This window comes from Paenibacillus sp. MMS20-IR301 (genome assembly GCF_032302195.1).
In the GTDB taxonomy this organism is placed as follows: Bacteria; Bacillota; Bacilli; order Paenibacillales; family Paenibacillaceae; genus Paenibacillus_AQ.
In genome coordinates this window covers 7,575,243-7,586,733 of the sequence record NZ_CP135275.1, presented here as the reverse complement: position 1 = coordinate 7,586,733, position 11,491 = coordinate 7,575,243, and the positions used below count along the sequence as shown (strand labels likewise).

At 48.0% G+C, this 11,491-nt stretch carries 7 protein-coding genes, 7 tRNA genes and 1 rRNA gene; all 15 read right to left on the bottom strand.

What is annotated here, in order from left to right; translation table 11 throughout:
• Positions 1-2: 2 nt before the first annotated feature.
• Positions 3-2,282: a GH32 C-terminal domain-containing protein gene (locus LOS79_RS32620; RefSeq protein ID WP_315415245.1), complete on the bottom strand. Its 2,280-nt coding sequence runs from the start codon at positions 2,280-2,282 to the stop codon at positions 3-5.
• The gene (locus LOS79_RS32615) at positions 2,279-4,747 is read right to left on the bottom strand and encodes a PfkB family carbohydrate kinase (RefSeq protein ID WP_315415244.1); all 2,469 of its coding nucleotides are present in this window, start codon (positions 4,745-4,747) and stop codon (positions 2,279-2,281) included. Before LOS79_RS32615 ends, LOS79_RS32620 begins: the two co-directional genes overlap by 4 nt.
• Before the next feature lie 28 nt (positions 4,748-4,775).
• Positions 4,776-6,419: an ABC transporter substrate-binding protein gene (locus LOS79_RS32610; RefSeq protein ID WP_315415242.1), complete on the bottom strand. Its 1,644-nt coding sequence runs from the start codon at positions 6,417-6,419 to the stop codon at positions 4,776-4,778.
• A 106-nt stretch (positions 6,420-6,525) separates the two neighbouring features.
• The gene (locus LOS79_RS32605) at positions 6,526-7,422 is read right to left on the bottom strand and encodes a carbohydrate ABC transporter permease (protein ID WP_315415240.1); all 897 of its coding nucleotides are present in this window, start codon (positions 7,420-7,422) and stop codon (positions 6,526-6,528) included.
• A gap of 13 nt (positions 7,423-7,435) precedes the next feature.
• Positions 7,436-8,353 (bottom strand): ABC transporter permease, encoded by a 918-nt coding sequence (locus LOS79_RS32600; protein ID WP_315422569.1) that lies wholly within the window; start codon positions 8,351-8,353, stop codon positions 7,436-7,438.
• 186 nt (positions 8,354-8,539) lie between these two features.
• Positions 8,540-9,511, bottom strand: coding sequence for a LacI family DNA-binding transcriptional regulator (locus LOS79_RS32595; protein WP_315415238.1), 972 nt, complete (start codon positions 9,509-9,511; stop codon positions 8,540-8,542).
• Between the two features lie 310 nt (positions 9,512-9,821).
• Positions 9,822-9,900 (bottom strand) — tRNA-Leu (locus tag LOS79_RS32590).
• Positions 9,901-10,066: 166 nt separating this feature from the next.
• Positions 10,067-10,143 (bottom strand) — tRNA-Arg (locus LOS79_RS32585).
• Between the two features lie 6 nt (positions 10,144-10,149).
• A tRNA-Gly gene (locus LOS79_RS32580) sits at positions 10,150-10,224 on the bottom strand.
• Between the two features lie 31 nt (positions 10,225-10,255).
• Positions 10,256-10,333, bottom strand: a tRNA-Asp gene (locus LOS79_RS32575).
• Between the two features lie 29 nt (positions 10,334-10,362).
• Positions 10,363-10,436: transfer RNA gene (locus LOS79_RS32570), tRNA-Met, on the bottom strand.
• A gap of 32 nt (positions 10,437-10,468) precedes the next feature.
• Positions 10,469-10,544: transfer RNA gene (locus LOS79_RS32565), tRNA-Val, on the bottom strand.
• Between the two features lie 67 nt (positions 10,545-10,611).
• Positions 10,612-10,683 (bottom strand) — tRNA-Glu (locus tag LOS79_RS32560).
• Positions 10,684-10,721: 38 nt separating this feature from the next.
• Complete coding sequence (locus LOS79_RS32555) at positions 10,722-10,979, bottom strand: hypothetical protein (RefSeq protein ID WP_315415236.1); 258 nt, start codon at positions 10,977-10,979, stop codon at positions 10,722-10,724.
• Positions 10,980-11,235: 256 nt separating this feature from the next.
• Positions 11,236-11,352: ribosomal RNA gene (gene rrf / locus LOS79_RS32550) — 5S ribosomal RNA — on the bottom strand.
• Positions 11,353-11,491: the final 139 nt, after the last annotated feature.

Here is an 11,491-nt window from a genome sequence, read left to right as displayed (position 1 = left end):
CATTACCATATAGACTGCATGTCCCATATTTCCATCGACTTCACCAACGCCGCACCATCTCCCCAGATCTCCAGCCCCAAGGCATCCGTACGGCTTGGATACACCCGGGTTGTCAGGCTTTTCAATCCGTTGGCATAGACTTCGACCATAGAGCGGTCCAAATAGATATGCAGCCTCAGATTCTCTCCTAGCAGTTCTAACTTGCCACCTTGAACTCCACTGCATTTTTCTCCAGGATGTTGCGTTGTTTTTGACCGGTCCACTGAGAGCATAGCTTCATTCAAATCATAAAATAGCAGTGTTTCTTCCTCTCCATCCGGTGACTGCCGGACCTTGATTCCGAGTTGTCCCGCACTGCCCGGCACAAGCTCCAATTGAATCTCAAGCATGTCGCCTTGAACATCCTTGAGCAGGTTATTGGCTTCCGCTAATGACTTATCTTGAATCGATAAACGCTTCGCGCCGCGCAGCGACTCCAGCTCCTGAACCGGCTCAATGCCCAGCCGTCCATCCTCACGCAAATACACGCTTAGCGGCAAGCCGCCGTTATGGGCCCAGCCCGCCTGGTATTCCAGTTCGGATGTGCGGTCACCCTGCGCGATCGTAAAGACGATATTCCGTCCCGTCTTCGGATCAACCATGCCGCTTGGTCCGGTGAAATGGAAATCACCGACATCAATCAATTGAGGTTCCTCCTGATCTGGAAGGAACGAGAGGCTGTGCTTGTCAAGCTGCCCGATCCAATAGAACACCTCGACATCTGCCCCCTTTCCCACCGGACTGACCAACAGGAGATACTTGCTCACACCTTGTTTGTCCTTACCCAGAGGAAGAAATACAGGGAGCTCCCAGATAGGTCCAAGATAAGGGAACCTCTGAATATCCGCTTGATAGAACGGCCCCTTGTACGTCCAATTCAGCATATCCTGCGAGGCAAAGGCCAACGCTGCTCCGCCTCCGCCATCCATCCCTGACCCAACCAAGGCATACCAGCTGTCATCATCCTTCCACACGAACGGGTCGCGGAAATCCCCGAAGGCACCCATACCTTTCTTCTGTACGATAAGCGGCTCAGGATGTTTAATCCACTGAATCAGATCAGCGTCTCCATCCTGCGGGTAAGTACTTCTGGCAAGCGCCACGCTCTGATTCGGCGATGCATTGTCATTGCCCGCGGTGAAGAACAAGACAGGCAGACCTTCTGCATCATAGGTGGCGCTTCCTGACCAGATCCCGTCGGGTGCAAGCTGATCCTTCTCAGGCGCCAGGGCTACCGGAAGATCACGCCAATGCACCATATCTTCACTTACCCAATGCCCCCAATGGATATGATAAAAGAACGGCCCTAACGGATTATGCTGATAGAACAAGTGATATTGCCCGTTAAAATAGATAGGTGCATGAGGTTCGTTCATCCAATGAGCGGGCGGACTGACATGATATTGCGGTCTGTGCCGGTCCTGTAGCAGGGGAGCGCGGTCCAGCTTAATTTCGTCATACTGCACTTGCGGCCGGATGCCTCCGGGTGCGGAAGCCAGGACTTCCTGATAAGAAGCTGCTGCCTCCTCCGCACTTAAGGCCCGGTTATAAATCTTCAGCTCACCGATAATACCACTGAACATCTGAAGGTTGAACACGCCTGCCAGCAGGCTGCTGTGATTATTCTTGCCGATGAGCAGTTCTGTTCCTGCCGCCTCCGCCAGACGGGAGCCGCGGGGCAAGTCATTCGAAGCAATTTCGCTGCCGTTCAAATAGAGTTTGAGTCCACCCTCATTGCCATCGAATACAGCATTCACGTAAGACCACTCATTCTTGGGCAGTTCGCAGCCGTCCGGCGACCAGACCTCCTTCCACGCTCCTCCTTCAAGTCCAACCTGGAAGGACCAGGCCCCATGCTTGAACATACCCAGCAGATAACCCTGTTTGCGCTCCATATTGTGGCGGTTCACAATAGCCGTCAGCTTGCCTTCATGACCCCAATCATAGGTGCGCGGCGCCACCCAGACTCCGATGCTGAGAGACGAGAGATATCCTTGCTCGCTATTTCGCACTTCCCTGCGGACGGGATGGGCAATGGATGTGGAATAACCATCGAAGAAGAGCCCGCTGCCCGTCACTCCCTGTGTCCACTGCGGAGTGCACGGTTCAGTAAATTCAGCTTGATTAAAAACATATTGAATATCATCCCTGACCCCGGATACGCTCTCCAGAGCACTTGCTCCGTTACCTTCATCAAAAGCCCAGTGCATCATCAACCCCGAATCGCCTGCCTGACGGCTCATGCCTCGTTCCTCCCTTCAGTCTGCGTTGTAATACCAGCCGGAATATGAATGGAATGAAGTGTATGAATCTGAAGTGAATCCAGCACAATCTGTCCTGATTTGGTGCTTATCTCAACTTTCTCAATCGGAGCATCAGGGAAAACCTGATCGGTCAGCACAACCAGTCCATGATTCGCATACACTTCAACCGAATTGCGGTCCAGCCAGATATGGAGTTTGAGTTGTCCATTCACCGCAGCTATGCGGGCACTATGTTTGCATCCGAACTCCGGATGGAAATCAGTCACACCTGATTTCGAACGGTCGATGGACAGCCACTCCTTGGCAGGGTCGTATCCAATCACGATTACGCTCTGACCGGAGGATTTCAGCTGAAGCTGCACCTCCTCCCCGGACCGGACATCAATCTCAGCCTCAATCTCTATCAGATCATTATTCGTCTCCTGCTTAAACGGGACCTCCGGCGTAACGGTGATGGCCTCCCAGCTCAGAGATTCATTGCGCAGCCTGGCTACTTCCCGGACAGGCATTTGGGTCAGCACTACACTTCCGTCCTTGCTGGTTAACGACAAGGCCCGGGGCAGGGTCATTGCGCCTCTCCAGGAACCGGTAGGTGTCTCGTTGGCATACTTCCAGTTGCTCATCCAACCGATAATTACGCGGCGTCCGTCCTGCTCAGGAATATCCGACCAGGTAACGCCTGCATAGTTGTCCCTGCCATAATCCAGCCACAGGATATGATCAGCCGGATTGTCATTAATGAATGTATTCCCGTCGAATTCTCCAATGAAATATTGCGTGCGTGAGCCTTCCGGACAATCGGGATGATCCCCGATACTAATGATAAGCACCCATTTCGATCGTCCGGTATCATCAACCGGCAATGCAAACAGATCAGGACACTCCCAAACACCGTCATGCGAGCCTTCTCCGCTGCCGAATTTACCGGTAAGCGACCATTCAAGCAAATTAGCAGATTCATAGAACCGTGCGTGGTCTCCCGCAACAATAACCATAATCCACCGCGCACTCTGCGGATGCCAGAACACCTTCGGGTCCCGGAAGTCTATCAGTTCATCCTCGGCGAGAACAGGATTCCCTTCATACTTGTGCCAAGTTTCGCCCTTATCACTGCTATAAGCCAAACTCTGCCGCTGGCGCGGCTGACCTGTTACCGGATTTGAATCCGCATGGGTAAAGATCGCGACGAGTCCATAGGAATCTCCGAATAATCCGCTGCTATTCTTCCAGTCCACTACACAGCAGCCTGAGAAAATAGCTCCATGCTCATCCGGATATAGAGCAATAGGTGCGTGCTCCCAGTGAATCAGGTCCTTACTTATAGCATGCCCCCAGTGCATCGGCCCCCATTTATTACTGTAAGGATGATTCTGATAAAAGAGATGATAGCTTCCCTCACAATAGACTAATCCATTCGGATCATTCGCCCAGCCAGTGGGAGGTGAGAAATGAAATCCCGGTCTATAACAATCGGCAATATCCTGCGGATTGGAATCTATCATCTGGTTAATCTCATCTGTCGTCGGCATAGACCCAAGAGCCCCTTTCCGTGTTGTAACTAACGCTCCTCCGGCATTGGCAAAGGTCAGTATGCTAGTCATTTGCTGGCTCGTTAGATCATGCAGAGAATTTTCGTTCTCCAGGAGCTTAGATAACAAGCAGCCCAGAAAAGCGTCGCCGGCCCCCGTCGTGTCAATGGCCTTGACCTTAAATCCCGGCACATATCCATCCTGACCGGCTAAACGGTAATAACAGCCCTTTTCCGCTAAAGTAACGACAATGAGCATAATATCGAATCGCTTCTGGAGCTCCAGTGAACCTTTCTCAACCTCACTGGTTCCTGTGATAAAGAAGAGTTCTTCTTCTGAAATTTTTAGGATATCAGCATATTTCAGTCCCCAAAATATCTGTTGCTTGGCTTCCTCCTTGCTCTCCCATAACGCAAACCGGATATTCGGATCAAACGAGAGTAACACCCCAGCTTCCTTAGCCTTGAGAACTGCCGTTCTGGTTGCTGTCCGGGCCGGTTCATGAGTCAAGGACAATGAGCCATAATGGAGTAACCTGCTGGATTCAATCAGGCCCAGGGGAACATCCTTCGCGTCTAGGAAGGTGTCTGCTCCCGGCTTCCGGAAGAAGCTGAATGTTCTGTCTCCCTGCTCATCCAAATGGACAAAGGCCAGCGTTGTACTCGCTTCATTCGTAACGGAAATCTCAGATACATCAACACCGCTGTCTTGCAGTGTCCTGTACAGCAACGAACCGAATTGATCTTCCCCTACTTTACTGATCAAAGCAGTTCTGGCTCCTAACCGGGATAGTGCAGCGGCTACGTTAGCCGGAGCTCCTCCTGGATTGCATTCAAACTGCTCGTTCCCCCCAGTTGAACGCCCCGCCGGGGTAAAGTCTATTAATACCTCTCCTATAGCGATAACATCAAGCACAGTTTCTCTCCACCTATCATCTATTTATTTATTTTTTCAGGTTCGCGTTATAACGGTCCAGACCTGTTTGATAGATGTCCATCAATTCTTTCAGGCCCATTTTATCTAGTGTCTTCAGATAGTTATCCCATGCTTTATCTGCTCCGCCGTCAACAATGAATCTTCCTCTTTGGGTATTTACATACTTAATCAGTTCAGGCTCAATCTTATTGATTTTGTCCAGTTCCTCAGGTTCAAAGAAGATATTCGGATAGTTCTCCTTTTCCATATACGGATCGTAATATTGCTCCAGATCTTTTACACGCTGCTGGGCACGCGGCTCGAGATCCACAACTTTCCCCAGATCTTCTATGGTAATAACACCAGGTGCGCCCGATCCCGGAGCAACCTTTTGACGGAATTCACCTGCAGAGGTTCCCTCAGGAAGCGGCAGATTTACGAGTTTTCCGTTTTCGTCCTTCTTATATACGACATCCAGCGGACCCCAGTGGATCTGAGCGGCCATGTAAGGTTCAAACTGCTGGTCGGCCCAGCGCATAGTGACTTCGGGGTTGCTGTTTTCTTTGGTAATTACAAAAGATCCGCGTCCAGGGCCACCGCCATTGCCGCGTCCAATGGTTTGGTCCCCATCCGGTCCTTTCAGTGGAGATAACAGAACATAATCCTTGGCGCGCTCTGTTCCTACAACTTCTTCTACTTCCCACCAGACATAAGATCCCAGCGTCTCATCCGTTGTTTTGCCCTTGGCCAGATATTGTGCTGCATCCTGGGTGAAGGACTCCGGATCAATCAAGCCTTGCTTATACCATTGTTCATGAAAATAATTAAGCGCTTCCTTATATTCAGGCTGGGCAGCGGTAAAAATAACCTTTCCGTCACGCACGACCCGGTGCTCCAGATTATCCGGAAGTCCAAAAGCTCCGAATAGACCGGCAATATCCATACACCACTGCATGTGCATGAAGCTAAGCGGAATCTCATCCTGTTTCCCGTTGCCATTCGGATCCTGCGTTTTGAATGCAAGCAGCGCTTCCGTATATTCATCCAGTGTCTGTGGTACCTTCAGTCCAAGCTTATCCAGCCAGGATTTATTGATGACGTGGAAGAAGGGATTGGTTCCCAGGTTATTCTCTTCAAAGGATGGCAACCCGTAGATATGCCCGTCGGGCGCTGTAATCGATGATTTGATATCAGGGCGGCGGTCGAGAAGCGCTTTCAAATTAGGCGCATATTGATCAATTAAATCCTCCAGCGGAATAATGGTTCCATCCTTGCCGTAATTGATTAACTCGTAATCCGTGAATCCCGCTGCATAGAAGGCATCCGGCAAATCTCCGCTGGCGAGCAGCAGGTTTTTCTTCTCTGTATAATCGGTGTCAGGAATGTTCTCCCAGTTGATTTTCACATTGGTTTCCTTTTCCAGGCGTTTGAAAATTTCCATTTCCGAAAATTCAGGTGCCAATGCAGCTTTCGGGGATACTATTCGTAAAGTCACAGCTTCTTTAACAATCGGCAGACCCGTTTGATTGAAATTCGCCTCCTGATTCCCATTATTCCCCGTCTGATTAATCCCTGCCTGGTTGTTTACCCCGTTACCATTTCCAGAACATCCGCTTACCGCAAACGCTCCAGCCAGCATTACAATTCCAGCACCTTTGAATAAAGATTTCATTCGTACATAACCTCCCCTTATTTCGTTCCCCAAGCGAAAATCATATATTGCTTTCCTTAGTATTCATCTGATCCTGTACATCCCCCCTCTCAAGAATTGTCCCGTATCAGCCCTTAATGGAGCCAATCATTACACCCTTCACAAAGTACTTCTGCAGGAAAGGATACAGAATCAGCAGCGGCAAACTGGATACCATGATGACACCGTATTTAATCAGTTCTGTAACGCGCATCTTAGCTGCATAGGACTCTACATCGATCATCATGCCGGAACTGACCTGATTCTGAACAAGAATGTTGCGCAGCACCAATTGCAGCGGATACTTGTTCCCGTCATTCAGGTAAATCAATGCGTCGAAGAATCCGTTCCAGAAGCCCACCACATGGTACAGCACCATTACCGCCAGAATGGATTTAGATAACGGCAGTACAATGCTCCAGAAGAATCTCGTGTTGGAACATCCGTCAATAGAGGCTGCTTCCCACATCTCATCCGGTATGGAGGACTGAAAGAAGGTTCTTACAATGATGACGTTGAAGACACCGCCAGCACCCGGGATAACCAGTGCCCACATCGAATTCAGCATGTGCAAATCCTTAATCAGCAGATAGGTTGGGATCAGCCCGCCGCTAAAGAACATCGTGACCAGCAAAAACCACATAATCACAGACTTGCCTGCCAGATCTTTACGGGCTAACGGATAAGCTGCAAATACCGTTACAGCTACTCCAATTAACGTTCCGACTGTTGCGTACAGAATGGAATTCCCGTATCCGATCCATATGGAGGAATCTTTAAAAATCCGCTCATAGCCATCCAGCGTAAAGCCTTTCGGAAACAGCCAGACTTCACCAGAGTAGATGTAATTGGGATCACTTATTGATGCAACCAGTACAAAGTACAATGGATATAACACGAGCAGCATGATGAGGGTCAGCAGGACATAGTTGATGATGTCAAACCATGCGTCTCCTCTGCTCTTTCGCTTCATCAAAGAATTCATAATGTACTCCTCCTTACCAGAGACTGGTTTCTGTCATTTTTTTGGCGATCCGGTTAACGCTGAAGATCAGGATGATATTGATAAGGGAGTTGAATAGGCCAACTGCCGTTGAAAAGCTGTATTGAGCCTTTTGAATCCCCATTTCATATACATAGGTCGGGATAATATTGGAGGTGGCATAATTCAAATCACTCTGCATCAGGAAAGCTTTTTCAAAGCCGATGCTCATAATATTACCGAGTGCGAGAATCAGCAGGATAACGATTGTCGGCAGAATGCTCGGGATATCCACATACCATACCCGCTTCCATTTACTAGCCCCATCTACTATGGCTGCCTCATGCAGTTCAGGATTAACCCCGGCCAGTGCAGCAAGATAGATAATGGTAGCGAAGCCTGTTTCCTGCCAAATGCCCGACAGAATATACAATGGGCGGAACCAGCCTTCATCCGCCATAAACAGAATGGGATTGCCTCCGAACAAGGTAATAACATGATTTACAATGCCGCTGTTTGGCGATAAGAACACATTAAGCATGCCGACTAGCACAACAGTAGATATAAAGTGCGGAGCATAAATCACGGTCTGTACAAATTTCTTGTACGTCTTGCCAAGCATCTGATTCAGCATAATGGCGATGATGATGGGCGCCGGGAAACCAAACAGCAGCGAAAGGAAGCTGAGCGATAGCGTATTCGTGATAATGGTCCAGAAGTTATAGGAATTGAAAAAATCTTTAAAGTGCTGGAAGCCTACCCACTCACTCCCCCAGATCCCCTGACTTGGTGAGAAATCCTTAAACGCAATTTGCACCCCGTACATCGGGTAATATTTAAATACAAGGTAAAGAATAATGATTGGCAGTAAAAACAGGTATAGCTCAAAGTCACGCTTGAACCTGCTCCATGGTTTACGTCTGGCCTGAATCATAGAATGATCCGCCCCGCGGGTTGTTGAATTCACGCTTATTCTCCCTTTCGTGAAAAAATAATCTTATTTGAAACGTTTCCAATTCTATGTGAAGTTATTTTTGAAACGTTTCCAATTTAGAAGGAAAAACATCAGTTTGCAGATGACTTCCACAGGATGCGCTGAAGTTTTCCGATCCACAGGGGATCATGTCGTTTCCCCTTGCTTGAACATAACGGGAATCCGGTATACTTGGCGGTCTAAGGGGATCCCTTCAATCTTGTTATAGAGCAATTTGATTGTCATACGTGCCATCTCTTCCACCGGCTGCCTAATCGTGGACAGAATCGGATGGAAATAGGGATTATCCTGAATACCGTCATAACCGATCACCTTCACATCTTCAGGAACACGAATGCCGCGCCTGCGCGCTTCGTCTATATAGTGTGCAGCCACCATATCGGTAATGGCAAAAACGCCATCGACATCATCGCCGTGCTCCTTGAGAAACTCGTTAATATAGGCATTCGTATCCATGATGGGGTCCGGCTTCTCGAAGATCACGTAATCGATTCCCAATGCTTCCGCTTCATGAATGAATCCTTGTCTCCGGTTCATAGTCTCGCTGAATACGGAGGTGACGCTGCCCATGAAAGCCGGTTTTCTGGCCCCCGCCTTCACCAGCTCCCTTAGAGCAAGACGTCCTCCCTCATAATTATCTGAGGTCACACAGGTAATCTTCTTGTTAAAGTGTCTGTCGATACTTACAATCGGAATGTCGTTGCTTACATTATTCTCGATATCGTTGTAAGTTATGCCAACAATACCAGCTACTTTATTCTGCCGGAGCATCTCCAGATAATATAGCTCTTTCTCAGGTTTTCCACCGCTGTTGCACAGCATGAGCTTGAAGCCTTCCCGGTCCAATTCATCCTCAATGTAATAGGCAAGTTCTGAAAAGAAGGGATTCCAGATACTCGGAAGCAGCAGAGCTACCATCTTGGATTTCTGCATCTTAAAGTTCCGGGCCACTTCATTAGGGAAATAATTCAGTTCTTGTATGGCTTCCTCCACTTTCTTGCGTGTCTTGGGTTTCACAGCGCCAGAGTTGTTAATGACTCTGGATACGGTTCCTACAGCAACGCCGGCTAGGTTAGCTACATCTTTAATGCTTGTCATTTAACACCCCCGAACTCTTCTAGTGATATAATAACACTAAGTTGGAAACGTTTCAATAAGTATTTTGGAAACGTTTCAATTAATCCGGCTGATAAAGTACTAAATGGTCTGCTACAGATAAACTGTACATTTACGGTAAAGCATACTGTAACTACTGGATCTCTCAATGGCAGGCTTGTAACCATCGCCAAAAACCTTACGAAGAATAAAGCTAGCCGCATACTCTTCTTCAGCAAATACAATGAATGAAGTCATAAAAATAAAAAAACAGTTCATTAGAGTTATCTAATGAACTGTCTTGGCTATGATATACCGGCGAGAGGACTCGAACCTCCACGGTTTCCCACTCGATTTTGAGTCGAGCGCGTCTGCCATTCCGCCACGCCGGCGTATTAATTGTTAAGTTTAGGGGATATAATTCAATGAAGTTATAATGGCGCGCCCTGAGAGATACGGATGCTACACATCCGATTGCGAAGTTATTCTACCGAAGCTAATGCTCCAACGAACTCGTTCGAATCCTGAGGACACTTTGTAAATTCAATGAAGTTATGATGGCGCGCCCTGAGAGATTCGAACTCCCGACCTTTTGATTCGTAGTCAAACGCTCTATCCAGCTGAGCTAAGGGCGCAAATTATGGAGCGGACGACGGGAATCGAACCCGCGACCCTCGCCTTGGCAAGGCGATGCTCTACCGCTGAGCCACGTCCGCACACGGTATGTATTATGTTACTAAATAAAGATGGCGGAACCGACGGGATTCGAACCCGCGATCTCCTGCGTGACAGGCAGGCATGTTAGGCCAACTACACCACGGTTCCAGATAAGCAAATCTCTTGTTTGAGATTAATTGCGGGGGCAGGATTTGAACCTGCGGCCTTCGGGTTATGAGCCCGACGAGCTACCGGGCTGCTCCACCCCGCGTCATTGTCAATAATCTATTCAATTAAAATAGATGGTGGAGGCTGAGGGGTTCGAACCCCCGACCCTCTGCTTGTAAGGCAGATGCTCTCCCAGCTGAGCTAAGCCTCCATTGAAGAAGCAACTTAATGATCATAACACATAATCATAAGATTTACAACTAATTTTTTTCAAGAAATGACTCGTATGGGATTCGAACCCATGTTACCTCCGTGAAAGGGAGGTGTCTTAACCCCTTGACCAACGAGCCGCAAAACAATTATTCTTATGACAACAAAAAATATTATATCAAACATCTAATAAAAATGCAATAGAAATAACAGTATTATTTAAATCTATTATAAAAATTAGCAATCTCCCTGTCTGTGGAATAGACTTATGTCCAGGATCTATATAGTAACTGCCCTCATCCTCCACCCCTCTCCCCCCTCTGTCAATTCGAGCTGCTGCCTGGTATTGCTCTGCCTTATATAGGCGCTCTAGTCTGCACAGCAGGGTCTCTGATGATGCTGGTAAGGCAAAATAATAATAAGCTGTGTCTACCATATGCCCCTTACTCCTTCACTCACTGACACTCTGGCTCAGTCAGCTTAAACGGAACATTAGCCCCAGTGTTGTACAAACTACAACTTAGGCTCCAATAATTTAGGGTATTTGGACAGATTGTTGTATTATGGGCAGGGATTTATGGTAGCGTTACTATTTCACTTTCGGCAGCAGCAAGCTGTAAGCATAATTTTAAAGTTAAGCTTGTCTAACAAAACAAAAAACCACCGTTGAATATTCAACGGTGATCTTAAGTGCTTGGCGGCGTCCTACTCTCCCAGGACCCTTCGGTCCAAGTACCATCGGCGCTGGAAGGCTTAACGGTCGTGTTCGGGATGGGTACGCGTGGAACCCCTCCGCTATCGCCACCAAACGGGCATTTGTGCAACAAATGCATGTTCAGGTCTCAGCATCGCCAAATGCTGAAAACAAATTCTCTTTACAGTGCTGCTTGAGCACAATAAATTACAATTTGATTCCTGAAAACTGAATCCGAAACGAATCTGCGAATT

Bases quoted from the DNA above. Each gene is read 5' to 3' on its own strand.
- LOS79_RS32620 (WP_315415245.1), bottom strand. From the start codon at position 2,282: ATGAGCCGTCAGGCAGGCGATTCGGGGTTGATGATGCACTGGGCTTTT.
- LOS79_RS32595 (WP_315415238.1), bottom strand. From the start codon at position 9,511: ATGACAAGCATTAAAGATGTAGCTAACCTAGCCGGCGTTGCTGTAGGA.
- LOS79_RS32605 (WP_315415240.1), bottom strand. From the start codon at position 7,422: ATGAATTCTTTGATGAAGCGAAAGAGCAGAGGAGACGCATGGTTTGAC.
- LOS79_RS32555 (WP_315415236.1), bottom strand. From the start codon at position 10,979: ATGGTAGACACAGCTTATTATTATTTTGCCTTACCAGCATCATCAGAG.
- LOS79_RS32610 (WP_315415242.1), bottom strand. From the start codon at position 6,419: ATGAAATCTTTATTCAAAGGTGCTGGAATTGTAATGCTGGCTGGAGCG.
- LOS79_RS32600 (WP_315422569.1), bottom strand. From the start codon at position 8,353: ATGATTCAGGCCAGACGTAAACCATGGAGCAGGTTCAAGCGTGACTTT.